Origin of the sequence: Micromonospora sp. L31 (assembly GCF_052068075.1) — a bacterium.
Classification (GTDB): domain Bacteria; phylum Actinomycetota; class Actinomycetes; order Mycobacteriales; family Micromonosporaceae; genus Micromonospora; species Micromonospora purpureochromogenes.
Map to the genome: position 1 here is coordinate 59,522 of NZ_JBQHDC010000010.1, position 26,860 is coordinate 86,381.

Genomic DNA, 26,860 nt, shown 5'->3' on the forward strand with positions numbered 1-26,860 from the left:
GAGTCCCGGAGCGGGCAGCCTGCCGGGACCGAGCCGCTGCGTCACGTCCTGACCGCCGGCGGCGGGCCGAGATCACCTCGGCCCCGCCGCCGTCAACCGAATGCGTCCGACAGGGTAGGGGCGCGGTCAGGCGCCGACGTAGGCGGCGAGGTGCTCGCCGGTGAGGGTGGAGCGGGCGGCGACGAGGTCGGCGGGGGTGCCCTCGAAGACGACCCGGCCGCCGTCGTGGCCGGCGCCCGGGCCGAGGTCGATGATCCAGTCGGCGTGCGCCATGACGGCCTGGTGGTGCTCGATGACGATGACCGACTTGCCGGAGTCGACGAGCCGGTCGAGCAGGCCGAGCAAATGCTCGACGTCGGCGAGGTGTAGGCCGCTCGTCGGCTCGTCCAGGACGTAGACGCCGCCCTTCTCGGCCATGCGGGTGGCCAGCTTGAGCCGCTGCCGCTCGCCGCCGGAGAGCGTGGTGAGCGGCTGGCCGAGGCTGAGGTAGCCCAGCCCGACGTCGGCGAGCCGCTGCAGGATCGCGTGGGCCGCGGGGATCCGCGCCTCCCCGGCGCCGAAGAACTCCTCGGCCTCGGTCACCGACATCGCGAGCACCTCGCTGATGTCGCGGCCGCCGAGGTGGTATTCCAGCACCGACGCCTGGAACCGCTTCCCCTCGCACTGCTCGCACACGGTGGCGACCCCGGCCATCATCGCCAGGTCGGTGTAGATGACGCCGGCGCCGTTGCAGGTGGGGCAGGCGCCCTCGGAGTTGGGGCTGAACAGCGCCGGCTTCACGCCGTTGGCCTTCGCGAACGCCTTGCGGATCGGCTCGAGCAGGCCGGTGTACGTCGCCGGGTTGCTCCGCCGGGACCCGCGGATCGCGGTCTGGTCGACCGACACCACACCGTCCCGCCCGGACACCGAGCCGTGGATCAGGGAGCTCTTGCCGGAGCCGGCGACGCCGGTCACCACGGTGAGCACCCCGAGCGGGATGTCGACGTCGACGTTCTGGAGGTTGTGGGTCGCCGCGCCGCGGATCTCCAGGCTGCCGGTGGGCGTGCGCACCGTCTCCTTGAGGGCGGCCCGGTCGTCGAAATGGCGGCCGGTGATGGTGTCGCTGGCCCGCAGCCCCTCGACGGTGCCCTCGAAGCAGACGGTGCCGCCCGCCGTACCGGCGCCGGGGCCGAGGTCGACGACGTGGTCGGCGATCGCGATCGTCTCCGGCTTGTGCTCCACGACCAGCACCGTGTTGCCCTTGTCCCGCAGCCGCAGCAGCAGGTCGTTCATCTTCTGGATGTCGTGCGGGTGCAGCCCGACGGTGGGTTCGTCGAAGACGTAGGTGACGTCGGTGAGTGAGGAGCCGAGGTGGCGGATCATCTTGGTGCGCTGCGCCTCGCCGCCCGACAGGGTGCCCGAGGGCCGGTCGAGCGAGAGGTAGCCCAGCCCGATCTCCACGAACGAGTCGAGGAGGTGTTGCAGCCCGCTGAGCAGTGGGGCCACCGACGGCTCGTCGAGTCCGCGGACCCAGTCGGCCAGGTCGCTGATCTGCATCGCGCAGACGTCGGCGATGTTCTTCCCCTGGATCTTCGACGACCGGGCCTCTTTGCTGAGCCGGGTGCCGTCGCACTCGGGGCAGGTCGTGAACGTCACCGCCCGCTCCACGAAGGCGCGGATGTGCGGCTGCAGCGCGTCGACGTCCTTGGACAGGAACGACTTCTGGATCTTCGGGATCAGCCCCTCGTACGTCAGGTTGATCCCTTCGATCTTGATCTTGGTCGGCTCCTTGTAGAGCAGGTCGTGCAGTTCCCGCTTGGTGTACTTGCGGATCGGCTTGTCGGGGTCGAAGAAGCCGCAGCCGCGGAAGATGCGGCCGAACCAGCCGTCCATGCTGTAGCCGGGGATGGTGAGCGCGCCCTCGTTGAGCGACAGGCTGTCGTCGTACAGCGCCGACAGGTCGAAGTCGGTGACCGAGCCCATGCCCTCGCAGCGCGGGCACATGCCGCCGGTGATGGCGAAGCTGCGCCGCTCCTTCACGGTCTTGCCGCCGCGCTCGACGGTGACCGCCCCCGCCCCGCTGATCGAGGCGACGTTGAAGGAGAACGCCTGGGGCGATCCGATGTGCGGCTGGCCGAGCCGGCTGAAGACGATCCGCAGCATCGCGTTGGCGTCGGTGGCGGTGCCGACCGTGGACCGGACGTTGGCGCCCATCCGCTCCTGGTCGACGATGATCGCGGTCGTCAGCCCGTCGAGGACGTCGACCTCGGGCCGCGCCAGCGTCGGCATGAAGCCCTGCAGGAAGGCGCTGTAGGTCTCGTTGATCATCCGCTGCGACTCCGCGGCGATCGTGCCGAACACCAGCGAGCTCTTGCCCGAGCCGGAGACGCCGGTGAACACCGTCAGCCGGCGCTTCGGGATCTCGATGCTGACGTCCTTGAGGTTGTTCTCGCGCGCGCCCTGCACGCGGATCAGGTCGTGGCTGTCGGCAACGTGCGGCGCGGGCGACCGCGGGTCCGTCCTCGTGGCCATGCTCATCGTGTCTCCATCTGTGTGGCGGGGCCGCTTCGCGGGCTCCGTCGGCGTCGCGCTCGGCGCGGGAACCACGGTATCCAGGCTGCTCCGGCCCGGGCGCCCCGGTGGCCTCGGCCACCCGGCGCGTCCGGCCGAGGCGTCGGAGCAATCAGCCCTCGCGCATCAGCTCGTGGTCGGGCACCGTCACCGCGCTGGAAGCCGGACGGCTCAGCACAGCTCGTTGATCCGGGTGAGGTTGCCCGTCAGACGCGGAAGGCCAGGGCGGCGTCCGTGTCGGTGTGCGGGAGGAAGGCGTGGTGAATGCTGATGTTCATGGCGGTCACGCTAGTTGCGGCTACGTGGCCCGTGCTTCTCGATTCCTGACCGGTCTGGTCACCTGTTTCGAGATGCACGGCGGCATCTCCGCCGTCGCGCGAGCCTGCTCGGCCCGATAGGTGCTCGGCGGCACCCCGACCAGCTCCGTGAAGCGGGTGCTGAAGGTGCCCAGCGACGAGCAGCCGACCGCGAAGCAGACCTCGGTGACGCTCAGGTCGCCACGGCGCAGCAGCGCCATGGCGCGCTCGATGCGCCGCGTCATCAGATAGGAGTACGGCGACTCGCCGTAGGCCTGCCGGAACTGGCGGCTGAGGTGACCGGCCGACATGTTCGCGCCGCGGGCGAGCGCCTCGACGTCCAGCGGCCGCGCGTACTCCCGGTCGATCCGGTCGCGGACCCGGCGCAGCCGCGCGAGGTCACTCAGACGCTGCGCCTCGGGGGATCTGCTGGTCACCTACCAGATCGTGCCACATCCGGCGGTGTCTGGAGCACGGCCGACCGCCGGGCGACCCGGAGGTCCGCCCGGGTTTCGGGCTGATTCGGGGTTCCTGGGGCGATTCGTGGGCATAGCGTCAGGCGTGGCGGCTTCCGGCCGCCGGGCCGTCCCCGTGGGCGGTCACGGCCGAGCGACGGTGGTGCGGACGTGGACAGGACCGAACCGACGGTGCTGGACGAGTTGGAAGGCAAGGGCCGGGGCACCGGACTGCCCCGGCTGCTGGGCGTGGTCAGTCTCGCCCTCGGCGCGGGCGGCCTGCTCGCCCCGCGCGCGGTGGCCCGGCTGACCGGGGTGGACGACTCCCCGCAGGCGGTGGGTGTCATCCCGGCGGTGGCCGCCCGGGAACTGGGGCACGCCGCCGGGCTGCTCACCGGACGTCGCCCCGGCGGCTGGGCCTGGACCCGGGTGGCCGGGGACGCGGCCGACCTCACCCTGCTCGGCCGGGCGCTGGCCGACCGGTGCGGTGAGCGGCGTCGGCGGGTCGCAGTGACCACCGCCGTCGTCGCCGGCATCGCCGTTGTCGACCTGCTCGCCGCCGTCCGCGCCGGGCGGGCCCGCCGGGCCCGGGAACGGCTGATCCTCATGGAGGTCGGCGTCACCGTCAACCGCCCGGCGTCGGAGGCGTACCGGTTCTGGCGGGACCTGGAGAACCTGCCCCGCTTCATGGCCCACCTGGAGTCCGTCCGCGCCGACGACCTGCGCCGCTCGCACTGGACCGCACGCGGCCCCGCCGGCCGGCTGGTCGGCTGGGACGCCGAGATCGTCGAGGACCGTCCGAACGAGCTGATCGCCTGGCGGTCGCTGCCCGGCGCCCAGGTGCCCAACGCCGGCCGGGTCCGCTTCGTGCCGGCCCCCGGCGACCGGGGCACCGAGGTCCGGGTGGAGCTGGGGTACGCCCCGCCGGCCGGGCGGCTCGGCCGCGCGGTGGCGAAGCTCTTCGGCGAGGAGCCGGAGCAGCAGATCCGCGACGACCTTCGCCGGTTCAAGCAGGTGCTGGAGACCGGTGAGGTGGTCCGCTCCGACGCCAGCCCGCAGGGGATCACCCTGCACCAGCAGCTCAAACAACGTCCCGCCCAGCCGCTGCCCGCCCGCTGACCGCCACCGCGAAGGAAAGACGATGAGAGCCACCACCTGGACGGGCACGGACAGCGTCAAGGTCGTCGACGTGCCCGACCCGCGCATCATGAACGCGCGGGACGCCATTGTGAAGATCAGCTCGACGGCGATCTGCGGCTCCGACCTGCACCTCTACCACGGTTACATCCCGGCCATGCGCAAGGGCGACATCCTCGGCCACGAGTTCATGGGCGAGGTGGTCGAGGTCGGTCCGGAGGTGGACAACCTCGCCGTCGGCGACCGGGTGGTGGTGCCGTTCCCGATCGCCTGCGGCAACTGTGCCTCCTGCCAGCAGGGCCGCTACTCGGTCTGCGAAAACTCCAACCCCAACGCCGGCATCGCCGAGAAGATCATGGGCCACTCGCCGGCCGGCATCTTCGGCTACAGCCACCTGCTCGGCGGGTACGCCGGCGGCCAGGCCGAGTACGCCCGGGTGCCGTTCGCCGACGTCGGCCCGATCAAGATCCCCGACGAGGTGCCCGACGACCAGGCGCTGATGCTCGCCGACGCCTTCCCCACCGCCTACATGGGGGCGGAGATGTGCGACATCACGCCCGGCGACGTGGTGGCGGTCTGGGGCGCCGGGCCGGTCGGCCTCCTCGCCGCCGCCAGCGCCCGGCTGCTCGGCGCGGAGCGGGTCATCGTCATCGACCGGTACCCGTACCGGCTGCGGCTCGCCGCCGATCGGGCCGGCGCGGAGACGATCAACTACGAGCAGCTCGACGTGCTGGACGAGCTGAACCGGCTCACCGCCGGCCGGGGCCCGGACGCCTGCATCGACGCGGTCGGGCTGGAGGGGCACCACGGCAACGCTGCGATGTACGCCTACGACCGGGTGAAGCAGGCCGGCCGGCTGGAGACCGAGCGGCCCTTCGCGCTGCGCGAGGCGATCCTGGCCTGCCGCAGCGGGGGAGTGGTCTCGGTCATCGGGGCGTACGGCGGGTTCGTGGACAAGTTCCCGATGGGCGCGTTCATGAACCGCTCGCTGATCATGCGGACCGGGCAGTGCCACGTGCAGCGCTACACCCGGCCGCTGCTGGCGCGGATCGTGAAGGGCGAGATCGACCCGAGCTTCGTCATCAGCCACCGGATGCCGCTCAAGGACGCGGCCAAGGGCTACAAGATCTTCCAGAAGAAGCAGGACGACTGCACCAAGGTGGTGCTCAAGGTCTGACGGCCCCGGGGCCTGGTCCGCCGCTCAGGGCAGTGGCCACTCGTGCACCGGGCGGTTGCTGTGCATCAGGTCCACGTAGTGGCGGACCACCTCGCGCAGCGCCGCCGGCCGGTCCAGGTGGTCGGCGGACTCCAGCCGGTGCAGGGTCTCGACCTGCCAGGTCGCCCCGTTGCGCCCGGTCAGGCAGCGCTGCTCGATGATGCTGAGCAGCCGGTCGCGCTCGGCCGGGTCCACCCCCCACCGGTCCAGCCCGTGGTACGCCAGCGGCAGCAGCCGCCGCAGCACCAGCTCGGTCACCGGCAGGTAGCCCAGGCCCGGCCAGTAGACCTGCGCGTCGATCCCGTGCCGGGCGCAGTTGGTGAAGTTCTCCTCCGCGGCGCTGAACGACATCTGCGACCACAGCGGACGGTCGGACTCCGCCAGGGCCCGGACCAGCCCGAAGTAGAACGCGCCGTTGGCGACGGTGTCCAGCACCGTCGGCCCGGCCGGCAGCACCCGGTTCTCCACCCGCAGGTGCGGGCGGCCCTTGAGCACGTCGTAGACCGGCCGGTTCCACCGGTAGACGGTGCCGTTGTGCAGCCGCAGCTCGGCCAGCTTCGGCACCCCGCCGGCGGCCAACGCCTCGGCCGGGTCCTCCCGGTCGCAGACCGGCAGCAGCGCGGGGAAGTAGCGGACGTTCTCCTCGAACAGGTCGAACACGCTGGTGATCCAGCGTTCGCCGAACCAGACGCGGGGGCGTACCCCCTGGGCCTTGATCTCCTCCGCCCGGGTGTCGGTGGCCTGCTGGAACAGCGGGATGCGGGTCTCCCGCCACAGCTCCCGGCCGAAGAACAGCGGCGAGTTCGCGCCGAGCGCCACCTGGATGCCGGCGACCGCCTGGGCGGCGTTCCAGTGGTCGGCGAACTGCGCCGGGCTGACCTGGAGGTGGAACTGGGTGCTGGTGCAGGCCGCCTCCGGGGTGATGGTGTCCGCGGTGGTGGCCAACCGCTCCACCCCGTTGATCGAGATCCGCAGGTCCTCGCCCCGGGCGGCGAAGATCTGCTCGTTGAGCAGCTCGTAGCGCGGGTTGTGCGACAGCGTCGCGGCGGTGAGGTGCTCCGGGCGCAGGGTGGGCAGGATGCCGATCATCACCATGTGCGCGCCGACCGTGCGGGCCTTCTGCTCCGCCGCGTTCAGGCTGGCCCGGACGTGCTCCTCGAACTCGGCGGTGCCGGTGCCGGCGAGCCGGCGGGGCGCCACGTTGATCTCGACGTTGAACTGCCCCAGTTCGGTCTGGAAGCTGGGGTCGGCGATGGCGGCCAGCACGTCGGCGTTGCGCATCGCCGGCATCGACTCCTCGTCGACCAGGTTCAGCTCGATCTCCAGCCCGGTCATCGGCCGCTCCACGTCGAACCGCGACTCGCGCAGCATCTCGGCGAAGACGTCCAGACAGCGGCGTACCTTCTCGCGGTAGCGGGCCCGGTCCTCTCGGCTGAAGGTCCGCACGCCGACGTCTTCGCCCATTGGTCACCACCCTGTCACCGTTGGTTCCCCCAAACCTCGCACGTTCCGGCGTGGGCGGGGAAGACCCGAAGGGCTCTTACCTACCCATTCGCGGCCTCCGTGATCCCCGTCCCTCCGCTGCGGTTCCGCCCCGGGTCGAGCGACCCGGCTGGTTAGCATGGCCCGATGCGTGAGAAGACGACCCGGCTGTTCGTGGCGGCGGCGATCGCCGAGGCGTGCTCCTGGCTGGCCCTGCTGGTCGGCATGGCCGTCAAGTACGGCCCACCGGCCAACGAGATCGGCGTCAAGATCTTCGGACCGATCCACGGCGGACTCTTCGTCGCCTACGGACTGCTGGTGCTGGTGATGGCCCGCACCCACCGATGGAGCCTGCCGGTCACCGCCGTCGCCCTGGTCAGCGCCGTGCCGCCGTTCGCCACGCTGTTCTTCGAGCGCTGGGCCCGGCGGCGGGGCATGCTCCGCACCGTCCCCGAGCCGGCCCGCCCGCTCACCCCGGTCGGCTAACCGCCTCGGTCGCCAGGAACGCGCCCAGCACGGCGGCGAGCTGCTCCGGCGCCTCCTCCGCCATGTGGTGCCCGGAGTCGACGGACGCCACCCGCAGGTCCGGGGCCCACTCACGCCAGATCGCGGCCGGGTCGCCGTACAGCTCCGCCATGTCGTCACGGCTGGAGAAACAGAACAGCACCGGGCAGCCGATGCGCCGCCCGGCGGCCCGGTCGGCCTCGTCGGCCGCCCGGTCCGGGCCGAGGCCGGCCCGGTAGTCCTCGCACATCGCGTGCACGGTCGCCGGGTCGTGGATGGCCCGGTGGTAGTCGGCGTACGCCTCCGCACCCATCTCGGCCGGGGAGCCGCCGTACCAGGCGTCCGGATCGGCGTTGATCACCCGCTCGGCCGGCTTGGCCGACTGCGCCAGGAAGAACCAGTGCCACCAGCGGGCGGCGAAGCGGGCGTCGCACCGGGCCAGCGCCTCGCCGATCGGCACCCCGTCGAGGACGCCGAGCCGGCTCACCCGGTCCGGGTGGTCCAGCGCCGTGCGCATCGCCACGTAGCAGCCCCGGTCGTGGCCGACGACCGCCGCCCGGTCGTGGCCGAGGGCGTCGAGCAGGCCGACGACGTCGGCCGCCATTGCCCGCTTCGCGTACCCGGCGTGGTCGGGGCCGGGCGGCGGCTTCGACGAGCCACCGTAGCCGCGCAGGTCCGGGCAGATCACGGTGAACCGGTCGGCGAGCAGCGGCGCCACCCGGTGCCAGGTCGCGTGGGTACGCGGGTGCCCGTGCAGCAGCACCACCGGCGGGCCGGACCCGCCGTGCCGTACCCGCAGCCGGACGGGGCCGACGTCGATGTGTTCCAGGGCGAATCCGGGAAACATGGCGTCCCCGGTGCCCGGGGCGGCGGGCCGGGAAACCCCTCAGCCGGTGACCACCGAGCAGGCCGCCACGCCGGCGAGCAGCAGCGCGCCGATTAGCGCCTGGAGCAGCAGCGGCGGCCCCAGGTGCGACCAGACGGTCGCGGTGCGCGGGGTGAGCAGCTGCCCGGTGGTGACGTTGACGATCCGCTCCACCCGGGGCGGCAGGTCCCGGTCGGGCTGCCGGCGCAGGGTCAGCTGCACGTGGTCGGCCGGGTGCAGCGCGCTCTGCGGCAGGTGGCCGTGCAGCTCCACCTCGTAGAGCAGGCCGGCGGCGTCGCGCACCCGCAGCGGGGTGACCAGGAACTCCGGGCCCTTCTTCAGGTCCTTCCAGCCGCGCCGGGCGCCGCCCCCGCCACCGGTGGAGAGCAGGCTGCGCACCAGCAGCATCAGCAGCCCCACCACGCTCGCCGCGGTCACCACCGCCACCAGCACCGGCTGGCCGACCCGCACCTCGCGGGGATATCCCTCCAGCAACCGGACGACCCGCCCGGTGAGGATCCGCTGCGTCGGATGCACGACGCGGAGCCGGAGATCGCTGTCCATGGCCACCACCGAGAGTCCGGATACGTGCACTGATGGTAGCGGTCGCCCCGGTCGAACGACGTGAATGAACCCCGGTCACGCGGACGTGCCGGCGAGGTGACATCCCCGGTGGCGCGGGTAAGCGTGCGGCCGAGCTGGAAAGGGGTCTTGAGCATGCAGCTGTCCTTCCTGCGCCCGCTCTACGACCGTCCCGGGCCGTGGTGCTCGGTCTACCTGGACGCCTCCAGGGACACCCACGACGCCCACCCCCAGGTGGACCTCCGCTGGCGGGACCTCAAGGGGCGCCTGCTGGAGCAGGGCGCCGACGCGGTGACTGTCGAGGCGATCGGGCAGGTGGTGCGCGGACACGACCCGATGCCCGGGGACTACGGCCTGGCGATCTTCGCCACCGGTGGCCGGGTGGTGCTCACCGAGTACCTCAGCGCGCCACCGTTCAAGAACCTGGCCGTCTGGTCCGCCCTGCCGCACACCATGCCGCTGGTCGCCCAGCGAGGCGAGCAGATCGCCTGGGTCCGGGTGCTGGCCGACCGGACCGGCGCCGAGGCGATCGCGATCAGCGCCGGTGGGGTGCCCCGCCGGGCCCAGGTCGCCGGTCGGGAGAGCGGCCAGCTGCGCCGGGTCCAGCCGGGCGGCTGGTCCCAGTCGCGCTACCAGCGCTCCGCGGTGGAGGCGTGGCACCACAACGCCGGCGACGCCGTCGCGGCCACCGTCCAACTGGCCGAGCAGGTCGGCGCCGAGGTGGTGGTGGTGGCCGGGGACGTCCGGGCCACCGGCATGATCGCCGCGCAGCTGCCGACCCGCTGGCAGGACGTGCTGGTGCGTACCGACGCGGGGGCGCGCGCCGGCGGTGCCGACCCGCAGCTGATGGACGACATCACCGTGCAGGCCATCGCCGAGGTCGCCGAGCAGCACATCAATGCCGCCCTCGACCGCTTCGGCATGCAGGAGGACGTGGGCGCCGGGCTGGAGGCCGTGGTGGCCGCCCTGCAGCGCAACCAGGTCGACACCATGCTCATCGTCGACGACCCGTCGGCGACCGGTCAGCTCTGGATCGGTCCGGAGCCGACCGACATCGCCATCGAGCCGGGGCAGCTCCCCGCGGTGCGCGACCCGCAGCAGGTCCGCGCCGACGCGGCCCTGGTCCGGGCCCTGGTCGGCACCGACGCCGAGCTGGCCGTCCTGGGCCGGGACGAGGCACCGGACCTGACCGACGGCATCGGCGCGGTGCTGCGCTACGTCGACGCCGGCACCCCCGGGCGCGGCAATGGCTGACCGGACGGTCGCGGACCTGGTGGTGGACCGGCTGCGGGCCTGGCGGGTGCCCCGCGCCTTCGGCTACCCGGGCGAGGCCATCGCCCCGCTGGTCGAGGCGCTGGACGCCGCCGGGGGTGACCCGGAGTTCGTGCCGGCCCGCCACGAGGAGACCGCCTCGTTCATGGCCACCGGGCACGCCAAGTACACCGGTGGGATCGGCGTCTGCCTGGCCACCCAGGGCCCCAGCGCGGTGCACCTGCTCAACGGCCTGTACGACGCCAAGCTGGACAGCAAGCCGGTGGTGGCGATCGTCGGCGAGGACGTCACCGGCCCGCTGGGCGGCGCGCACGAGGAGATCGGCCTGAGCCGGCTCTTCGGCGACGTGTGCAACCAGTTCGTCCGGTACGGCCGCACTCCGGGGCAGGTGGTGGTCCTGCTGGATCAGGCGTTCCGGACCGCCGCGGCCACCCGCAGCCCCACCTGTGTGGTGCTGCCCCGGGAGTTGCAGGAGAGCGCCGTACCCGATCTCCAGCCGCAGGCGGCCGGGGTGCTGACCGCGACGCCGGGGGAGCCGCTGGCCCGGGTGCTGCCGCACGACGCGGACCTGGACGCCGCGGCCTCGCTGCTCACCATCGGGCAGCGGGTGGCGATCCTGGTCGGTCAGGGCGCCCGGGGCGCCGAGGACGAGGTCGTGGCACTGGCCGACCGGCTCGGCGCCGGAGTGGCCACCTCGCTGCTCGGCAAGCCGGTGCTCGACGAGCGGCTGCCGTTCCACACCGGGGTGCTCGGCGAGGCCGGCACCACGGCGGCCGCGCAGCTGATGGGCGGCGCCGACACGCTGCTGCTGGTCGGCACGAACGACCCGTGGACCGACTACTTCCCGATGGCCGGGCAGACCCGGACCGTTCAGATCGACATCGACGGGCGGCGGATCGGCACCCGCTACCCGGTGGACGTGCCGCTGGTCGGCGACGCCGCCGAGACGCTGCGCGCGCTGCTCACCCGGGTGCACGACCAGCCGAACCGGCAGTGGCGCGCCACCGTCGAGGGCTCGGTGGACCGCTGGCGGCAGGAATCGATCGCCCGCGCCGAGGCGCCCGCCCAGCCGGTCAACCCGCAGCTGGTGCTGCACGAACTCTCCAACCGGCTGCCCCGGCGCGGCGCGGTCGCCGTCGACGTCGGCTCGGTCATCTACTGGTACGCCCGCCACCTGGAGCTGCCGCCCGGGGTGAACGCGCAGCTCTGCGGCACGCTCGGCTCGATGGGCTGCGCGCTGCCCTACGCCCTCGCCGCCAAGCTCGCCCACCCCGACCAGCCGGTGCTCGCGTTGCTCGGCGACGGCGCCATGCAGCTCAACGGCCTCGCCGAGCTGATCACCGTGGCGCACCGCTGGCACGAGTGGGCGGATCCGCGGCTGGTGGTGCTGGTGCTCAACAACCGCGACCAGTCCGGCATGGGCGGCGGCCGACAGGTCACCGACGCCACCCGCCGCCGCCCGGACGTGCCGTACGCGGGCTGGGCCCGGCTGCTCGGGTTGCACGGGGTCCGGGTCGACCGGCCGGACCTGGTCGGCGCGGCCTGGGACGAGGCGCTCGCCGCGGACCGGCCGTGCGTGCTGGAGGCGGTCGTGGACCCGGAGGTGCCGTTGCGCCCGCCGGAACCGGCGCTGGCCGACCTGCGGGGGGTCTTCGCCGACGGCGACGCCGCCCGCCGGGTCCGCGAGCGGATGCTCGCCACCCGGATGACCGTGGAGGCGGAGGACCTCGTTTAGGGCAATCGGGGCAGGGCATCAGGAGACCCCCAGTCGTCACCGGGAGGTTCCATGTCCGACTCCGTCGACCGCCGCTACGGCCCCGCGCCGCTGCCGCAGCCCCGGGGCCCGGTCTCCACCGCCGTGATCGAGGCGCTGGTCCGGCCGCCGCACGAGCTGCCGGCCGGGCTGGGCGCGGAGCTCGACCCGGCGGACCCGGTGGTCGACGAGGACCTCCAGCTCACCCTCTTCCTCTGCTACGAGCTGCACTACCGGGGCTGGCAGGGGGTGGACGAGGACTGGGAGTGGCAGCCGTCGCTGCTGGCGTTGCGGTCCGTCGCCGAGCGGCCCTTCGAGGCGGCGCTGCGCCGGCTGGTCGGCCCGCTGCCGGCGGTGCTGCCCGGCGGGGTGCCGCGCGCGCTGGCCGACCTGGTGGCCGCCGCCGACGGCCCGTCGCTGGCCGCCGCGCTGCAGCGCCGGGCGACGCTGGCCCAGTTCCGCGAGTTCGTCACCCACCGGTCGATCTACCACCTGCGGGAGGCCGACCCGCACAGCTGGGGCCTGCCCAGGTTGGCCGGTCCGGCCAAGGCCGCGCTCGTGGAGATCCAGATGGACGAGTACGGCAACGGCCGGCTGGACCGGATGCACGCCGAGCTGTTCCGTCGCACCCTGGACCGGCTCGACCTGGACACCGGGTACGCGGCGTACCTGGACCTGGTGCCCGCCGTCACCCTGGCCACCAACAATGTGATCTCGCTGTTCGGCCTGCACCGGCGGCTGCGCGGCGCGCTGCTCGGCCACCTCGCCGCCTTCGAGATGACGTCCTCGCTGCCCAACCGCCGGTACGGCAACGGCCTGCGCCGCCTCGGGCTGGACGAGCCGGCCACCCGCTTCTACGACGAGCACGTCGAGGCCGACGCGGTGCACGAGCAGATCGCCGCGCACGACCTCTGCGGTGGACTGGTCCGCACCGAGCCCGGCCTCGCCGCCGACGTGCTGTTCGGCGCGGCGGCCGCCCTGGCGGTGGACCGGCTCTTCGCCGGCCACCTGCTGGACAGGTGGGCGACCGGCGGCTCGTCGCTGCGGGCCGTCGCCGAGCCCTCCCGGGTGGCCGTGGCCGCCTGAGCCGACCGGCAACCACGCCGCGCGCCCGCCGCATCGCTCAGCGGGTCTGCCCTCCGGGCGGTGGGTCAGCCTTCGCGGTCGGTGCCCGCACGGAAGTTGATCGCCTTGTGGGTGCCGTCGCAGAACGGCTTCAGCGCCGACTTGCCGCACCGGCACAGCGCCACCGTGCCCCGCCGGGCGTCGATGCTGCGCCCGTCCGGGGTGACCAGCGCGAAGTCGCCCCGGACCAGCAGCGGTCCGTCCTCGTAGGGGGTGATGGTCGCCGCCGCGTCGGCGGTGGGGTGCTCGGCGCTCATGGGACCGGATGTGCCCCTGCCGGCCCGGCCGAAACCCGCCGGGGCGGCCGGACGCCGGTGGGCGTCGACTCACCCGAGCGCCCCGGACCGGCGTACCGCCGCCCACCCGAGCATTGCCCCCAATGCCCGTTTAGACCCCATCCGGACGGGAAGCCGGGTCGCGTGGTGAGCGAACGAGGCAAGGTGGGGCCGGTGCCCAAGGTGCAGAAGGGGCTGACGGCAGACGGCGCCGGCATGGCCGGCGACCGGGTCGTCGCCGCGGGCAGCACGGCGCGGGTGCTGGTGGCGGCCACCGCCCGGGCCCTGCGCGGCGTCGACTGCGGCGACCTCGGCCAGGCGACGCCGCTGTCCCGGTTCACCGCGGCGCCCGAATCGGTCCGCCGCGCCGCCGCCGCGCGGGCCGCCGGCCGGGTCGCGCTCACCCCGGACCAGACCGCCGAGGTCGACGCCGAGCGGGTCGCCCGGTGGATCGTCGACCAGTACCCCCGCCGCCGGTACCCCGGGGTGGTGCTGGGCTCCCCGCACGCCTCGGCGGTGCACCTGGCGGTCGCCCTGGGCGTACCGTGGCTGCCTGCCGCCTTCGAGATGACCGCGCACTGGACCCGCGGCGCGGTGGACCGGCCGCGCGCGGCCCTGGACCACGGCGCGGCGCTCGCCGCCCGGGTGCTGGCCGGCAACCCCGAGCTGCACCTGCGGCAGGTGCACTGCCCGGCCAGCCGGGGCGCGCTGGCCGGGTCCACGGTGTCGCTGGTGGCCCGCTGGCAGGCCCTGCCCCGGGCGTACGCCCGCTTCCTGGCCGACCGCCTGGAGCCCGCCGCGTCGCTGGTGGTGGTCCGGGACGCGCGCACCTGGCCGGTCAGCGACGAGGGGCAGGGGCACAGCTTCCAGCTCGGCTGCCCGGGCAGCGGCCTGGAGCCGGTGGACTTCCACCCCGACTCGCACGCGCTGCGCCAGGTGCTCCGCTCGGCCGGCGGCGACGGCGGGCACTGGGAACCGCCGGAGGTCTCCGCCGCCGGGGAGCACGCCGAGCACGGGGTGGAGCCCGGCTTCGTCGACGGGGCGCGGCACTGGGGCCGGCGGCACGGCCACGGGCTGCACGAGGTGCACGTCCCGCAGCCCACGGCGCTGAGCGCGGCCGTCGCCGACCTGTACCGGCGCTGGCTGCGGCGGGCCGGCAAGACCGGCGACCGGCTGGTGGTCGAGTGCGGCCGGCTGCTCGACCCGTGGCAGGTGGTGCGGGCGGGGCTGGTGCCGTACTGGTGCGAGAACGCCACCCGGCGCAGCGTCGACGGGGTGGAGTTGTGGCTGGCCGGCAGCGAGCCGTTCAGCTCGGTGGACGTGCTGCCGGAGTCGCCGGGGATGCGCTCGCCCGCCCTCGCCGGGCTGCCCCAGTGGCTCGCCGTGGCCGCGTTCGGCCGCCGCCGCCGGGCGCTCGACCGCACCGCCGCCCGGGGCTACCCGATCGCCTCGGTGCCCACCCGCCGGGCCACCGAGGTGCTCCGCAACCAGCCGTACGACCTGCCGGTGCCGCCGCCGATCGGGGTGGCCGAGGCGGTCGCCGCGCTGCGGGAGGACGGTGCTCCGATGGGCCTCGCCGTCTCCTGAATCCGGCGGGAAACCGGACGTCCGGCGGTTTCCCGCCGACCCGCCGGACCGAGCTGGCGAAACATCCTCGCGAACCCGGGGTCGCGTGATTGAGTACCTACGGAGCGGGAACACCGCTCGCTGCGACGGATCGAGCACGCCGCGTAGCGTGCTGTCGTCGCTCTCGCGCGTCCGGTGACACCGGCGCGGCACGTGACCCAACTTCCGGCCCGGTGCGTGGCCCGACCACGCGCACGACCGGCTCCCATCCGGGCGGGGGACCTTCCTGAGGGAGGCGCGGATGTTCGGACAGACCACCACAACCACACCACCGCCGACGGAACGCGGCCTGGAGGACCTGGACGCGGCCGCGCTGGCGTACGCGGCGCGAATCGCGGGCCTGCCACCGGAGCGTCGGCAGGAGGCCCGGGACGACCTCGTCCGGTTCGCCCTGCCCTTCGCCGGCCGGCTGGCCCGCCGCTACCGGGGGCGCGGCGAGCCGCTGGAGGACCTGGAGCAGGTGGCCCGCCTCGGCCTGGTCAACGCCGTCGACCGGTACGACCCCGAGCGGGGCTCGTTCACCGCGTACGCGGCGATCACCATCGTCGGCGAGATCAAACGACACTTCCGGGACCGCACCTGGGGGGTGCACGTGCCCCGCCGGCTGCGCGACCTGATCCTGGAGGTCGGGCAGGCCACCGCGGCGCTGACCAGCGAGCTGTCCCGGGCGCCGAGCGTGGCGGAGCTGGCCGCGCGGCTGGAGACCCCGGAGGAGGAGATCCTCGCCGCGCTGGAGTCGGCCGCCGGCTACAGCCCGGCCTCGCTGAACGCGCCGGTGGGCGGGGAGAGCTCGGCCGAGTTCGGCGACCTGGTCGGCGAGTCCGACAACGCGCTGGAGTCCGTCGACGACCGGGTGACGGTCAGCGGGCTGCTGCACCGGCTGCCCTGGCGGGAACGGCGCATCCTGGCCATGCGGTTCTACGGCAACCAGACCCAGGCGGAGATCGCAGCCCGGTTCGGCATCTCCCAGATGCACGTCTCCCGGCTGCTGTCCCGGGCGCTGACCTGGCTGCGCCAGGCGATGCTCGCCGACGCGCCGCCGCCCTGGCAGAACGGCGCCGCCGAGTGCGAGACCGGCCGGAACCGGATCGCGCTCAAGCGCACCGGCGACCGGGTGGTGGTCGAGGTCGGCGGCGAGATCGACCGGGACGGCGCCGACCAGCTGCGCCGGGTGATGCTGGAGGCGGTCACCGGCCAGCCCCGCGAGGTGGTGGTCGACCTGGACGGCGCCGGCGGGGTCGACGCCGGCGGGATCGCCGCCCTGATGGCCGGCCGCGACGCGGCGGCGCGCACCGGCGTCCCGCTGCGGCTGACCCGGGTCCAGCCCGCGGTACGCCGGTCGCTCACCGCCGCCGGCCTGCCCGCCACCGCCGACGCCTGATCACTGCCGCCCGGCCCCGGCACGGCCCGCCCGTGCCGGGGCCGGGCGGCTGCCCGCTTCCCGCGACCAGTGCTCGCCCGCCCCGCTCCCCGGCTCGGTGACGACGGACGGCGGCCAGCGGCCACTTGGCCGCGTCGCTGAGCCGCCCGTTACGGACGGCAGGTCGGCGCGCGGAACGACCTAACCGGCGGCCTTTCGGCCGCCTCGCTGGGCCGCCCACCGCCGACGGCGGTGGGCGCGCACGCCACCCACCCGTAGATCTTCGACAGTTGCCGTCAGCGGCGAACGGCAACTGTCCAAGATCCACCGTTGTCGCCCGCCGCGGCGCGAGAGAGCAGCGGGAGGCGACACGGTGCGGCCGCCACCACCGAGTCGCGGTGGTGACGGCCACGTGCCCGTCGGCGCGGCGAGCGCCCGGTCACTGCTCCTCGGGGTCGCCCTTGGTGTGCGGATGCCGCCAGCGCTCGTCCGACTCCGGGCGCGCCTGGGCGCCGAGCGGGTTCCCCTCCGGCTCGTCGGTCTGCTCGAAGCTGGGCCGGCGCACCACCTCCGGCTCCGGTACCTCGACCGGCCGGGCCCCGGACTGCGGGGCGGGCTGGTACTCCACCGCCTCCCGGGCACCGTGCGCGCCCTCGGCCGCCGGCGACTCCGGGACGTGCCGCTCGTGTCGCAGCTCCTCGCGGAACTCCTGGGGCGGGAGGGTGGTGCGCTGCGGCAGGTCCCGGCCCAGGTCAGCGACGTGCGGGCCGTACTTGGCGTCGAACGCCGGGCGCTCGGAGCGGATCCGGAGCATCCGGTCGAAGTTGCGCAGCGGGGGCGGGCAGGTCGTCGCCCATTCCAGGGAGTTGCCGAAGCCCCACGGGTCGTCGACGTTGACCATCGCCCCGTACCGCCAGGTTTTCCAGACGTTGTAGATGAAGAACAACGTGGACGCGCCGAGCACGAACGAACCGATGCTGGAGACCATGTTCAGCGTGGTGAAGCCGTCCTGCGCCAGGTAGTCGGCGTACCGGCGGGGCATGCCCTCGGTGCCCAGCCAGTGCTGCACCAGGAAGGTGGCGTGGAAGCCGAGGAACATCGTCCAGAAGTGAATCTTGCCGAGCCGCTCGTCGAGCAGCCGGCCGGTCATCTTCGGGAACCAGAAGTAGATCCCGCCGAAGGCGGCGAAGACGATCGTGCCGAAGAGCACGTAGTGGAAGTGCGCCACCACGAAGTAGGTGTCGGTGGTGTGGAAGTCCGCCGGCGGGCTGGCCAGCAGCACCCCGGTGAGGCCGCCGAGCAGGAAGGTGACCAGGAAGCCGATGGCGAAGAGCATCGGCGTCTCGAAGGTGATCTGTCCCTTCCACATGGTGCCGATCCAGTTGAAGAACTTCACCCCGGTGGGCACCGCGATCAGATAGCTGAGGAAGCTGAAGAAGGGCAGCAGCACCTGGCCGGTGCCGAACATGTGGTGCGCCCAGACGGTCATCGACAGCACGGTGATGGCGATGGTGGCGAGCACCAGACCGGTGTAGCCGAAGATCGGCTTGCGGGCGAAGACCGGAATGACCTCGGTGATGATGCCGAAGAACGGCAGCGCGACGATGTAGACCTCGGGATGGCCGAAGAACCAGAACAGGTGCTGCCAGAGCATCGGCCCGCCGGTGGCCGCGTCGAAGACGTGCGCGTTGAGCAACCGGTCCGCGGCGAGCGCGAAGAGGACGGCGGCCAGCAGCGGGAAGACCAGGATCACCAGGACGCTGGTCAGCAGCAGGTTCCAGGTGAAGATCGGCATCCGGAACATCGTCATCCCGGGCGCCCGTAGGGTGAGCGTGGTGGTGATCAGGTTGACCGCGCCCAGGATGGTGCCCAGGCCGGAGAGGGCCAGCCCGACCACCCACATGTTGGCGCCGACGCCCGGGGAGTTCTCCACGTCGCTGAGCGGGTTGTATGCCGTCCAGCCGAAGTCGGCCGCCCCGCTCGGGGTGGCGAACGCGGCGACCACGATGGCGCCGCCGAACAGGTAGAGCCAGTACGCGAGGGCGTTCAGGCGGGGAAAGGCGACGTCCGGCGCGCCGATCTGCAACGGCACGATGTAGTTGCCGAAGCCGAACACCAGTGGCGTCGCGAAGAGCAGCAGCATGATCGTGCCGTGCATGGTGAAGGACTGGTTGTACTGCTCGGCGGAGAGGATCTGCAGGCCCGGCCGGGCCAGCTCGATCCGGACCAGCAGCGCCAGCACTCCGCCGATGATGAAGAAGATGAATGAGGTCGCCAGGTACAGCAGGCCGATCTGCTTGGCATCGGTGGTGCCGAGCAGCTTGATCAGTTTGTCTCCGGGCAGCGCCGGCCGGAGCGGGCCGGGAAAGCCGCCGAACCGAGCCGGCGCCAGGATGGCGGGTCCCCGGTCTCGTGCCGGCTCCGTGGTCACCCGTCTGGGCATTGGCTTCTCACCCCGTCGTCACGACAGAAAGGACGGGCGCGACTACCCGCCCCTCTGCCCATGTAACCAGGCGAGAGAGGGAATTTCGGTCAATTCGCCGGCACGACCGCCCAGACGACCTTTCCGTCGGCGAGCGGGGCGCTGCCCCACCGCTGCGCCAATTCCCGGACCAGCATCAGCCCGCGCCCACCCTCGGCACGCAGCCCCTGGTTGTTCGGCCGTGCCGCGCTGCGGCTGCCGTCGGTCACCGCCACGTGCAGGTACGGCCGGCGCAGCGTCAGCGTCACCTGCATCGGCGTGTGCGCGTGCCGCACCACGTTGCCGACCAGCTCGCTGAGCACCAGCGAGGCCGGGCCGACCAGCTCCGGCGCGTTCCACCGGCCGCAGGCCTCGCCGACCAGCTCCCGGGCGCGCCGGCAGGCGGTCGCCACCGGCTCCAGCCGGGCCCGTAGCCGGGGCGCGGCGACCTCGCCGGCCAGCCGGGTCGCCTCGGCACAGTTCCGGTGCACCGGCACTACCCGGCAGGCGGTGGACTCGGCGAGCCAGGCGGCGGCGTCCGACGGAGGAGCGCAGAGCAGCACCGGCACGGCCGGCCACCCGGCGGCCTCGCGGGCCGTGGCGGCGAAGACGGACAGCGCGAGCCGGTCGGCGACGGTGACGTCCGCCAGGTCGATCACCAGCGCGTCGGGTTGGGCGGAGAGGCAGCGGTCCAGCACGGTGTGCACCGACCGCATCGTGCCGAGGTCGAGCGCGCCGTGCAGGTGGACGACGGTCACGGGGGACTCGTCGCGCACCTCGCAGCTGATCCGGCTCGCCATCGGCCCCTCGATTCCGCTCGCATGCCCAGATCCAGCCAGGTACCCGGGGCTTCTCCGGGTGAAACCGGACCGACCGGATACGGTGGCCGGGTCAGTGGCGATCCCCGTCACGTCGGGTGAGCACGCCGAGCGCGAGCATTCCCGCGCCGAGCGCGAGGTGCAGGACGTCGGCGGCGGGGTTGACCGGGATGAAATTCGCCGCGCTGCGCTGGTCGACGGCCAGCCCGTAGAGCCACAGCACCAGGTAGACCGCCCCGCCGCCGACCAGGTAGGCGCGCGCCAGCCCGACGGTGCGCGACAGCGCCAGCCCGGCCACGCCGAAGGCCAGGTGCAGCAGGTTGTGCAGCACCGACACCTGGAACAACCCGAACAGCTGGGCGCCGGACTGGTGCCCAGCCAGCCGCAGGTCGGCGTAGTCGCTGGTGATTCCGGGCACGAACCCCAGGGCCCCGAGCAGGAGGAACACCGTCCCGACCGTGGCGGCGGCCCGGCGTACCGGCGCGCGGCCGTCCGCCGGGTTGCGCCGGGCCCGGGAGTGGGCCATCGGACCGGCCATCGCGCGCTCCCTCCGTCGCGCCGTGGCGTTCCCGCCTCCCGGCCCGACAAACGGGCCCGGACCATGCCGGTCCGGGCCCGTGAGAGCAGGGGGTACGCCTCAGGCGACCTGCAACTGCCGGGCCCGGGCGCCCTCGCGGACCCGCTCGTACAGCTCGACGTAGCGCTGCGCCATCATCGCCGGGGTGAACCGGGTCGCGGCCTCCCGCCGGCACTCGTCCGCGTCGAGCAGACTGGCCGCCAGCAGCAGGTCGCCGAGCTCGTCCTCGTCGGTGGTGAGCAGGCCGGTGCGGCCGTGCTCGATCAGCTCGGGCAGGCAGCCGCGGGCGGTCGCCACCACGGGGGTGCCCAGCGCGAGGGACTCCACCACGGCGGTGCCGCCCGGTTCCTCCCAGCGCAGCGGGAACAGCGAGGCCTTCGCCCCGGCCAGCAGGTCGTCGCGGTCCTGACCGGCCACCGTGCCGACCCAGCGGACCAGCTCGCCGTCGACGTGCGGGGCCACCTCGTCGTAGAAGAAGCGCACGTCGGGGTTCTGCCGGGCCTCGTCGCCGGCGGCGGCCAGGTCCTCCGGCCGGTGGTACGGCCCGACCGGGCCGGCGAGCACCAGCGGCACTCCGACCCGCTGGGCCAGCCGGGCGCCCACGTCCTGCCCCTTGCCCGGGTTGATCCGCCCCAGGATGATCGCGTAGTCGCCCTTCTCCGGGCGCGGCGTGCGGTCCGCGCCGACGGCCAACGGGGTGGACAGGTGCACGTGCCCCACCGAGTGCTCCCGCAGCGCCCGGGGAGCGCGGGCCAGCTGGGAGGCGGAGACACCGTTGACCCGGACCCGGTCACCGGCGTCCAGGTTGCCGTAGAGCTCGGGGTGCTTGGCCAGGTCCCAGTGCAGGGTGTGCAGCACGGGCGGGCCGTCCGGCCCCATCGCGGCCAGGGTGGCCAGCCCGACCGCCTCCACGTGGTCGTGCACCAGGTCGATGTCGTCGCGGTGGTGCAGCTGCCGGATCACCCCGTTGAGGTGGGCCTGGGAGACGCCGCACACCTGGTTGTAGGGGCGTTGCAGGGCGTGGAACTGCCCGTCGGGAAAGACCGAGAACTTCTCGTCGACCGGCAGGGTGCTGCTCTCCACCGAGGCCAGCACCACCCGTACGCCCAGGCGTCGCAGCTCCGGCACCAGGGTGGCGATGACGTTCTCGATCCCGCCGTAGCCGGGGGGCGGCACCGACAACCAGGGGCCGGCGTTCATCAGGACGGTGAGGCTCATCGCGTTGTGGTCCTTCCCTCGGCGGAGACCCGATGGGTCGTCCGCTCTCCGCCCCCCGGCCGGCTCGTGCCGGCCGTCGGGTACCCGTCGCGGCGACCCGCCGCTCACGCCGCCACCCGCCGGCGCGGCACCCGGTGCCGCAGCTGGGCCAGCGGCGGGCGCTCGTCCACGGAGACGTCGCTGACCACGATCTCCCGGTCCAGGTTGGGCAGCGCGTCCGAGCCGCCCCGGCGGAACTGGGTGAGCATGGTGGCCGGCATGGTGCCGGGGCTGGCCCAGCCCCGGCGCTGCAACCGCGACCAGGCGGTGTGCATGATCTGCGCGGACATCCGGCCCAGGGCCGCGGTGTCCTGGTGGCGGTGCTTGCGCTCGCCGAGGTCGACCTGGGCGAGGGCGTCGAGGCCGACCAGCTCCAGCAGGTCGATCAGCATCGCCGTCTCGACCCCGTAGCCGGAGACGAACGGCACCTGCTCCAGTACCTCCCGGCGTCCGGCGTACTCGCCGGCGAGGGGCTGCACGAAACCGGCCAGCTCCGGCCAGAAGAGGTTGAGCAGGGGGCGGGCCATCAGCTCCGTCACCCGCCCGCCACCGTCGGCCTCCACGCTGCTCGCGCCGACCAGCGGCCGATGGTAGAAGCCCTTCACGAAGTCCACCGACGGATCGGTCAGCAGCGGGCCGATCAGGCCGGTCACGAAGTGCGGACGGAACTCGCGCAGGTCGGCGTCGATGAACGCGACCACGTCGCCCTCGGCGGCGGCCAGACCGGCCCAGAGCGCGTCGCCCTTGCCGGTCAGTCGGGGGAGCCCCCGGGTCATCGCGTCCTGGCTGACCACCTCCGCGCCGGCGGCCCGGGCCACCTGCGCGGTCCGGTCGGTGGACCGGGAGTCCACCACGATCAGCTCGTCGACCAGGGCGACCCGGTCCATCAGGTGTTCGCGGATCGTCGACACGATCGCGCCGACGGTGACCTCCTCGTTGCGGGCCGGCAGCACCACACTGACCCGGGTGTCACCCTTGGCCCGCATCAGCCGCCGCGTCGGCCAGTCGTTGGCCGAAGTCGTCCGGTAAGTCGCCCATGCCTCCACCACTGGTGAGACGATCGAATCTGTATCCCGCACTGGCACACCCCCAGATCGTGGCGGAAAACGCGGAGTTGGTTTTCCCATCTCCGCCCGCGCGCTAACCGGATCATGCCTAACAGCTTGATCACGGGCCGTGCACCAGCCGGTTCCCGGCAGATGAACGGTTCGTTGCCGAACGCACGGGGTTTCGCGTTCGGGCGGTGGGGGGAGTGCTGTTCCCGCGAGTCGGAGAACAGCGTCGAGAGGGTCGGTGGAATGCGCACGTGCCGGGTGGGACTGGTAGGGGCCGGTGGGGTGGCACAACGCCACGCCCGCGTGTTGGGCGGTTTCGAGGACGTGGAGCTGCTCGGGGTGCACGACGTGTCCCGGGACGCGGCGGCGGAGCTGGCCGGGGCGTACGGCGGCCGGAGCTTCGTCGACGTGGACGAGCTGCTCGCCGCCGGACCGGACGCGGTGTACGTCTGCGTGCCGCCGTTCGCGCACGGGCCGGTGGAGGAGGCGGTCATCGCCGCCGGCGTCCCGATGTTCGTGGAGAAGCCCGTCGCGGTCGACCTGGAGACCGCCGAACGGATCGCCGCGCTGGTGCAGGAGAAGCGGCTGCTCACCGCCGTCGGCCACCACTGGCGCTACCTGCACGTGGTGGAGCGGGCCCGCGAGCTGCTGGCCGACCGGCCGGTGCGGATGGTCAACGGTTCCTGGCTGGACAAGGTCCCCCCGGTGGCCTGGTGGGCGGTGCGGGACCGCTCCGGCGGCCCGGTCGTCGAGCAGGCCGCGCACGTGCTGGACCTGGTGCGGTCGCTGGTCGGCGAGGCGGTCGAGGTGACCGCGTACGGCGACGGGAACCCGCCGCCGGTCGAGGGCGCCGACATCGACTCGGTGACCGCGGCCACGCTGCGCTTCGCCAACGGGGCGGTGGGCACCCTCGCCGCAGCCTGCGTGCTGGGCTGGAAGCACCGGGCGGGGCTGGAGATCCTCGCCGACGGCCTGGCGCTGTCGCTGGCCGAGGACGGCCTGGTGATCTGCGACGCCGACGGGGAGCGCCGGATCGAATCCGATCCGGACGGTGCCCGGATCGCCGTCGACCGGGCCTTCATCGACGCGGTGACCGGCGTCGGCGACGACGTCCGGGTGCCGTACGCCGAGGCGATGCGGACCCAGCGGCTGGCCCTCGCGGTCGCCGAGTCCGCCCGTACCGGGCGTGCCGTGACCCTGCCGACCGGCCCGGCGTCCGTGCCGCTGGCCACCGCGGGGGTGAGCGTCGATGCGTGACAAGGTCGTGGTGGTCAGCGGTCCCGGCGCCGTCGAGCTGGCCGAACAGGACGCCGCCGAGCTGCGCGAGGGCACCTTCCGGGTGGAGACCCTCTACAGCGGCGTCTCCGCCGGCACCGAACTGAGCTTCGTCAAGGGCACCAACCCGTACCTCAACGTCACCTGGAACACCGACCTCGGCCTGTTCCAGCCCGGTGCGGCGAGCACCCCGTACCCGGTCACCCGGCTCGGCTACATGCAGGTCGGCCGGGTGGTGGAGAGCCGCACCCCGGCCGTCGCCGTCGGCACGGTGGGCGCCATGACCTACGGCCACCGCACCGGGTACGTGGCCGACCCGGTGGCCGAGCGGTTCGTCCCGCTCCCCGACGACCTCGATCCGCTGCTCGGCATCTACGTCGCGCACATGGGCCCGATCTGCGCCAACGGCCTGCTGCACGCCGCCGCCGACCTGTGTGGCACCGACGTGCGCTCGCTCGGCGACGGGGTGCGCGGCCGGCGGGTCGCGGTGGTCGGCAGCGGCGTCGTCGCCCTGCTCACCGCCCTGTTCGCCAAGCGGCACGGCGCCGCCTCCGTGGTGGTGCTGGACCCGACGCCGCAGCGCCGCCAGGTCGCCGAGGCGCTGGGCCTGGAGACGCTCGACCCGGAGGCCGACGACCCGGCCGTGGTGCTCAAGACCCGGTGGAACCACGCCGCCGGGGACCGGGGCGCCGACGTGGTGTTCCAGTGCCGCGGCCAGGCCTGGGCGCTGCACCTGGCGCTGCGCCTGCTGCGCCCGCAGGGCACCGTGATCGACCTGGCCTTCTACCAGGACGGCGCGGACGCCGTCCGGCTCGGCGAGGAGTTCCACCACAACGGGCTCTCGCTGCGCTGCGCCCAGATCGGTCGGGTGCCGCGCGGCCTGACGCCGACCTGGGACCGGGAACGGCTCTCCGCCGAGACCATCGAGCTGCTGCGGCAGTACGGCGACGTGATCCGCAAGCACCTCGTCTCGGCGGTGGTGCCGATGGACGAGGCGCCCGCCCTGCTGACCGACCTGGCCGAACGTCGCCGGCAGGAACTCCAGGTGGTGCTGACCGGCTGAGCCGGGCAGCCGGCACCCGGCACCCGGCTGGGCGCGGGCGGCTACGGTCGGCCCATGACCACCGCCGCCGCCCGCCGGCCCGCCGGCCTGGCCGCCCTGCTGCCGTACCTGCGCGCCCACCGCGGCACCCTCGCCGTGGTGGGCGCGTTGTCGTTGGCCGGCGCGGGCGCCGCGCTGGCACAGCCGCTGCTCACCCGCCAGGTGCTCGACCAGATGGCGGCGGCCCGGCCGGTCACCGGCCTCGTCGCGGCGCTGGTGGCCCTGGTGGTGGCCGGCGCCGCCCTCGGCGGCCTGCGCGACTTCCTGCTGCAACGCACCGCCGAGGGCGTCGTGCTGGGCACCCGGCGCCGGCTCGCCGGGCACCTGCTGCGGCTGCCCATCGTCGAGTACGACCGGCGCCGCACCGGCGACCTGCTCTCCCGGGTGGGCTCGGACACCACCCTGCTGCGGGCCGTGGTCACCTCCGGGCTGTTCGAGACGGTCACCGGCGCGGTGATGGTCCTCGGCGCGGCCGGCGCGATGGCCCTGCTCGATCCGGTGCTGTTCGGGGTGACCCTGCTGGGGGTGGCCGCCGGCGTCGGTTTCGCGCTCACCGTGGCCCGCCGGGTGCGCGGGCTGTCCCGCGCCGCCCAGGAGCGCGTCGGGGAGATGACCTCCGCCGTCGAGCGGGCCATCTCCGCCGCCCGGACCATCCGCGCCGCCCGGGCCGAGCACCGCGAGGCCGAGGCCGTCGGCTCCAGCGCCGCCCAGGCGTACGCGGCGGGGCTGCGGGTGGCCCGGGTGCAGGCGGTGGTCGGCCCGGTCAGCACGGTCACCATCCAGGGCGCGTTCCTGCTGGTCCTCGGCGTGGGCGGGGCCCGGGTGGCGGCCGGGGCGATCACCGTGGGCGACCTGGTGGCCTTCGTGATGTTCCTGTTCTTCCTGGTCCTGCCGCTCGGCCAGGCGGTGCACGCGTACACCCAGCTGCAGACCGGGCTGGGCGCGTTGCAGCGGATCGAGGAGGTGCTGGCCGTACCCGCGGAGGACGCCGGGGACGGCGCGGACCCGGCGGCGGCCCCGCCCGCCGGCCGCCCGGCGGCGATCGAGTTCGACCGGGTGGGGTTCGGCTACCCGGACGGCGCCCCGGTGCTGCACGAGGTGAGCTTCACCGTGCCGGCCGGCAGCCGCACCGCCCTGGTCGGCCCCTCCGGAGCCGGCAAGTCGACCCTGCTCGCGCTCGTGGAGCGCTTCTACGAGGTCGACTCCGGGTCGCTGCGGCTCGACGGCGTCGACGTGCGCCGGCTGCCCCGCGACGCCCTGCGGGCCCGGCTCGGCTACGTCGAGCAGGAGGCCCCGGTGCTGGCCGGCACGCTGCGGCAGAACCTGCTGATCGGCGCCCCGGACGCGACCGACGCCGCGCTGCTGGCCGTCCTCGACGAGGTCAACCTCGGCCACCTCGCCGAGCGCACCGACGCCGGGTTGGACGTGCAGGTGGGGGAGGGCGGGGTGCTGCTCTCCGGCGGCGAGCGGCAGCGCCTGGCGATCGCCCGGGCGCTGCTCGCCGGCCCACCGGTGCTGCTGCTGGACGAGCCGACCAGCAACCTCGACGCGCGCAACGAGGCGGCGCTGCGCCGGGCCATCGACGCGGTGGCCGTGCGGCGCACCCTGCTGATCGTCGCGCACCGGCTCGCCACCGTCGTCGACGCCGACCAGATCGTGGTGCTCGACGGCGGCCGGGTGGTCGCGGTCGGCAGCCACGACGAATTGACCGTCACCAGTCCGCTTTACCGGGAGCTGGCCGCCCACCAGCTGCTGGTGAGCTGACCCGACCCGGCGCCCCTGACCTGCGCGGACGCGCCGGAACGGGGACACCCGGG

The 26,860-nt window shown here is 73.7% G+C and carries 22 protein-coding genes; 11 read left to right on the forward strand and 11 right to left on the reverse strand.

Going from position 1 to position 26,860, the window contains the following annotated elements; translation table 11 throughout:
* Positions 1 to 126 precede the first annotated feature (126 nt).
* Positions 127 to 2,517: an ATP-binding cassette domain-containing protein gene (locus ACTMS9_RS24190; protein ID WP_441166095.1), complete on the reverse strand. Its 2,391-nt coding sequence runs from the start codon at positions 2,515 to 2,517 to the stop codon at positions 127 to 129.
* Positions 2,518 to 2,848: 331 nt separating this feature from the next.
* Complete coding sequence (locus ACTMS9_RS24195) at positions 2,849 to 3,283, reverse strand: helix-turn-helix transcriptional regulator (RefSeq protein ID WP_441148218.1); 435 nt, start codon at positions 3,281 to 3,283, stop codon at positions 2,849 to 2,851.
* A gap of 189 nt (positions 3,284 to 3,472) precedes the next feature.
* Here ACTMS9_RS24195 and ACTMS9_RS24200 point away from each other — a divergent pair, with 189 nt between their 5' ends.
* Positions 3,473 to 4,420, forward strand: a complete 948-nt coding sequence (locus ACTMS9_RS24200) for an SRPBCC family protein (protein ID WP_441148217.1) — start codon at positions 3,473 to 3,475, stop codon at positions 4,418 to 4,420.
* 22 nt (positions 4,421 to 4,442) lie between these two features.
* Entirely contained in the window at positions 4,443 to 5,615 is a 1,173-nt protein-coding gene (locus ACTMS9_RS24205; protein ID WP_441148216.1) for a zinc-dependent alcohol dehydrogenase, read from the forward strand.
* Between the two features lie 24 nt (positions 5,616 to 5,639).
* Here ACTMS9_RS24205 and ACTMS9_RS24210 read toward each other — a convergent pair whose 3' ends face one another.
* Positions 5,640 to 7,118: a glutamate--cysteine ligase gene (locus ACTMS9_RS24210; protein ID WP_441148215.1), complete on the reverse strand. Its 1,479-nt coding sequence runs from the start codon at positions 7,116 to 7,118 to the stop codon at positions 5,640 to 5,642.
* 165 nt (positions 7,119 to 7,283) lie between these two features.
* Between ACTMS9_RS24210 and ACTMS9_RS24215 the strand changes: the two genes are divergently transcribed.
* Positions 7,284 to 7,622, forward strand: coding sequence for a DUF3817 domain-containing protein (locus ACTMS9_RS24215; protein WP_350794221.1), 339 nt, complete (start codon positions 7,284 to 7,286; stop codon positions 7,620 to 7,622).
* On the opposite strand, the gene ACTMS9_RS24220 is transcribed toward ACTMS9_RS24215, so the two are convergent.
* Positions 7,606 to 8,487 (reverse strand): alpha/beta fold hydrolase, encoded by an 882-nt coding sequence (locus ACTMS9_RS24220; protein WP_441148214.1) that lies wholly within the window; start codon positions 8,485 to 8,487, stop codon positions 7,606 to 7,608. The genes ACTMS9_RS24215 and ACTMS9_RS24220 overlap by 17 nt on opposite strands.
* Before the next feature lie 39 nt (positions 8,488 to 8,526).
* Positions 8,527 to 9,078 carry a hypothetical protein gene (locus tag ACTMS9_RS24225; protein ID WP_441148364.1) on the reverse strand — a complete coding sequence of 184 codons (552 nt, stop codon included), beginning with the start codon at positions 9,076 to 9,078 and terminating at the stop codon, positions 8,527 to 8,529.
* 144 nt (positions 9,079 to 9,222) lie between these two features.
* On the opposite strand from ACTMS9_RS24225, the gene ACTMS9_RS24230 reads away from it, so the two are divergent.
* The 3 genes from ACTMS9_RS24230 to ACTMS9_RS24240 are packed head-to-tail and all read left to right on the forward strand — an operon-like array spanning position 9,223 to position 13,198.
* Complete coding sequence (locus ACTMS9_RS24230; protein WP_441148213.1) at positions 9,223 to 10,341, forward strand: baeRF2 domain-containing protein; 1,119 nt, start codon at positions 9,223 to 9,225, stop codon at positions 10,339 to 10,341.
* Positions 10,334 to 12,094: a thiamine pyrophosphate-binding protein gene (locus ACTMS9_RS24235; RefSeq protein ID WP_441166096.1), complete on the forward strand. Its 1,761-nt coding sequence runs from the start codon at positions 10,334 to 10,336 to the stop codon at positions 12,092 to 12,094. The genes ACTMS9_RS24230 and ACTMS9_RS24235 overlap by 8 nt, the downstream gene beginning before the upstream one ends.
* 51 nt (positions 12,095 to 12,145) lie before the next feature.
* Positions 12,146 to 13,198 (forward strand): iron-containing redox enzyme family protein, encoded by a 1,053-nt coding sequence (locus ACTMS9_RS24240; RefSeq protein WP_441166097.1) that lies wholly within the window; start codon positions 12,146 to 12,148, stop codon positions 13,196 to 13,198.
* A 65-nt stretch (positions 13,199 to 13,263) separates the two neighbouring features.
* Here ACTMS9_RS24240 and ACTMS9_RS24245 read toward each other — a convergent pair whose 3' ends face one another.
* The gene (locus ACTMS9_RS24245; RefSeq protein WP_154937606.1) at positions 13,264 to 13,494 is read right to left on the reverse strand and encodes a CDGSH iron-sulfur domain-containing protein; all 231 of its coding nucleotides are present in this window, start codon (positions 13,492 to 13,494) and stop codon (positions 13,264 to 13,266) included.
* A 234-nt stretch (positions 13,495 to 13,728) separates the two neighbouring features.
* Here ACTMS9_RS24245 and ACTMS9_RS24250 point away from each other — a divergent pair, with 234 nt between their 5' ends.
* Both ACTMS9_RS24250 and ACTMS9_RS24255 read left to right on the forward strand, forming a co-directional pair.
* Positions 13,729 to 15,099 carry a hypothetical protein gene (locus ACTMS9_RS24250; RefSeq protein ID WP_441148363.1) on the forward strand — a complete coding sequence of 457 codons (1,371 nt, stop codon included), beginning with the start codon at positions 13,729 to 13,731 and terminating at the stop codon, positions 15,097 to 15,099.
* Between the two features lie 280 nt (positions 15,100 to 15,379).
* A complete protein-coding gene (locus tag ACTMS9_RS24255) occupies positions 15,380 to 16,519 on the forward strand; it encodes a SigB/SigF/SigG family RNA polymerase sigma factor (protein WP_154937603.1) in 1,140 nt (379 codons plus the stop codon).
* 418 nt (positions 16,520 to 16,937) lie between these two features.
* Here ACTMS9_RS24255 and ctaD read toward each other — a convergent pair whose 3' ends face one another.
* From ctaD to ACTMS9_RS24280, 5 genes are all read right to left on the reverse strand, one after another.
* A complete protein-coding gene (gene ctaD / locus ACTMS9_RS24260; protein WP_441148209.1) occupies positions 16,938 to 18,941 on the reverse strand; it encodes an aa3-type cytochrome oxidase subunit I in 2,004 nt (667 codons plus the stop codon).
* An 89-nt stretch (positions 18,942 to 19,030) separates the two neighbouring features.
* On the reverse strand, positions 19,031 to 19,759 hold the full coding sequence (locus tag ACTMS9_RS24265) for an ATP-binding protein (protein ID WP_441148208.1): 729 nt from the start codon (positions 19,757 to 19,759) through the stop codon (positions 19,031 to 19,033).
* 91 nt (positions 19,760 to 19,850) lie between these two features.
* A complete protein-coding gene (locus ACTMS9_RS24270; protein WP_441166098.1) occupies positions 19,851 to 20,315 on the reverse strand; it encodes a DUF4383 domain-containing protein in 465 nt (154 codons plus the stop codon).
* 99 nt (positions 20,316 to 20,414) lie between these two features.
* Positions 20,415 to 21,572 carry a glycosyltransferase gene (locus ACTMS9_RS24275; RefSeq protein WP_441166099.1) on the reverse strand — a complete coding sequence of 386 codons (1,158 nt, stop codon included), beginning with the start codon at positions 21,570 to 21,572 and terminating at the stop codon, positions 20,415 to 20,417.
* A gap of 104 nt (positions 21,573 to 21,676) precedes the next feature.
* Positions 21,677 to 22,690: a glucosyl-3-phosphoglycerate synthase gene (locus ACTMS9_RS24280; RefSeq protein WP_210778326.1), complete on the reverse strand. Its 1,014-nt coding sequence runs from the start codon at positions 22,688 to 22,690 to the stop codon at positions 21,677 to 21,679.
* A gap of 219 nt (positions 22,691 to 22,909) precedes the next feature.
* On the opposite strand from ACTMS9_RS24280, the gene ACTMS9_RS24285 reads away from it, so the two are divergent.
* Genes ACTMS9_RS24285 through ACTMS9_RS24295 form a run of 3 tightly spaced genes read left to right on the forward strand, consistent with a single transcriptional unit; the run spans position 22,910 to position 26,807 of the window.
* A complete protein-coding gene (locus ACTMS9_RS24285; RefSeq protein WP_441166100.1) occupies positions 22,910 to 23,923 on the forward strand; it encodes a Gfo/Idh/MocA family protein in 1,014 nt (337 codons plus the stop codon).
* Positions 23,916 to 25,004, forward strand: coding sequence for a zinc-binding dehydrogenase (locus tag ACTMS9_RS24290; RefSeq protein ID WP_441166101.1), 1,089 nt, complete (start codon positions 23,916 to 23,918; stop codon positions 25,002 to 25,004). The genes ACTMS9_RS24285 and ACTMS9_RS24290 overlap by 8 nt, the downstream gene beginning before the upstream one ends.
* A gap of 54 nt (positions 25,005 to 25,058) precedes the next feature.
* Positions 25,059 to 26,807 (forward strand): ABC transporter ATP-binding protein, encoded by a 1,749-nt coding sequence (locus ACTMS9_RS24295; RefSeq protein WP_441148203.1) that lies wholly within the window; start codon positions 25,059 to 25,061, stop codon positions 26,805 to 26,807.
* Positions 26,808 to 26,860 lie beyond the last annotated feature (53 nt).

What these genes read in the sequence shown, in the direction of transcription:
- ACTMS9_RS24190 (WP_441166095.1), bottom strand. Translation starts at nt 2,517, where the DNA reads ATGAGCATGGCCACGAGGACGGACCCGCGGTCGCCCGCGCCGCACGTT.
- ACTMS9_RS24205 (WP_441148216.1), top strand. Translation starts at nt 4,443, where the DNA reads ATGAGAGCCACCACCTGGACGGGCACGGACAGCGTCAAGGTCGTCGAC.
- ACTMS9_RS24210 (WP_441148215.1), bottom strand. Translation starts at nt 7,118, where the DNA reads ATGGGCGAAGACGTCGGCGTGCGGACCTTCAGCCGAGAGGACCGGGCC.
- ACTMS9_RS24215 (WP_350794221.1), top strand. Translation starts at nt 7,284, where the DNA reads ATGCGTGAGAAGACGACCCGGCTGTTCGTGGCGGCGGCGATCGCCGAG.
- ACTMS9_RS24220 (WP_441148214.1), bottom strand. Translation starts at nt 8,487, where the DNA reads ATGTTTCCCGGATTCGCCCTGGAACACATCGACGTCGGCCCCGTCCGG.
- ACTMS9_RS24230 (WP_441148213.1), top strand. Translation starts at nt 9,223, where the DNA reads ATGCAGCTGTCCTTCCTGCGCCCGCTCTACGACCGTCCCGGGCCGTGG.
- ACTMS9_RS24235 (WP_441166096.1), top strand. Translation starts at nt 10,334, where the DNA reads ATGGCTGACCGGACGGTCGCGGACCTGGTGGTGGACCGGCTGCGGGCC.
- ACTMS9_RS24240 (WP_441166097.1), top strand. Translation starts at nt 12,146, where the DNA reads ATGTCCGACTCCGTCGACCGCCGCTACGGCCCCGCGCCGCTGCCGCAG.
- ACTMS9_RS24245 (WP_154937606.1), bottom strand. Translation starts at nt 13,494, where the DNA reads ATGAGCGCCGAGCACCCCACCGCCGACGCGGCGGCGACCATCACCCCC.
- ACTMS9_RS24250 (WP_441148363.1), top strand. Translation starts at nt 13,729, where the DNA reads ATGGCCGGCGACCGGGTCGTCGCCGCGGGCAGCACGGCGCGGGTGCTG.
- ACTMS9_RS24255 (WP_154937603.1), top strand. Translation starts at nt 15,380, where the DNA reads ATGTTCGGACAGACCACCACAACCACACCACCGCCGACGGAACGCGGC.
- ctaD (WP_441148209.1), bottom strand. Translation starts at nt 18,941, where the DNA reads ATGCCCAGACGGGTGACCACGGAGCCGGCACGAGACCGGGGACCCGCC.
- ACTMS9_RS24265 (WP_441148208.1), bottom strand. Translation starts at nt 19,759, where the DNA reads ATGGCGAGCCGGATCAGCTGCGAGGTGCGCGACGAGTCCCCCGTGACC.
- ACTMS9_RS24270 (WP_441166098.1), bottom strand. Translation starts at nt 20,315, where the DNA reads ATGGCCGGTCCGATGGCCCACTCCCGGGCCCGGCGCAACCCGGCGGAC.
- ACTMS9_RS24275 (WP_441166099.1), bottom strand. Translation starts at nt 21,572, where the DNA reads ATGAGCCTCACCGTCCTGATGAACGCCGGCCCCTGGTTGTCGGTGCCG.
- ACTMS9_RS24285 (WP_441166100.1), top strand. Translation starts at nt 22,910, where the DNA reads ATGCGCACGTGCCGGGTGGGACTGGTAGGGGCCGGTGGGGTGGCACAA.
- ACTMS9_RS24290 (WP_441166101.1), top strand. Translation starts at nt 23,916, where the DNA reads ATGCGTGACAAGGTCGTGGTGGTCAGCGGTCCCGGCGCCGTCGAGCTG.
- ACTMS9_RS24295 (WP_441148203.1), top strand. Translation starts at nt 25,059, where the DNA reads ATGACCACCGCCGCCGCCCGCCGGCCCGCCGGCCTGGCCGCCCTGCTG.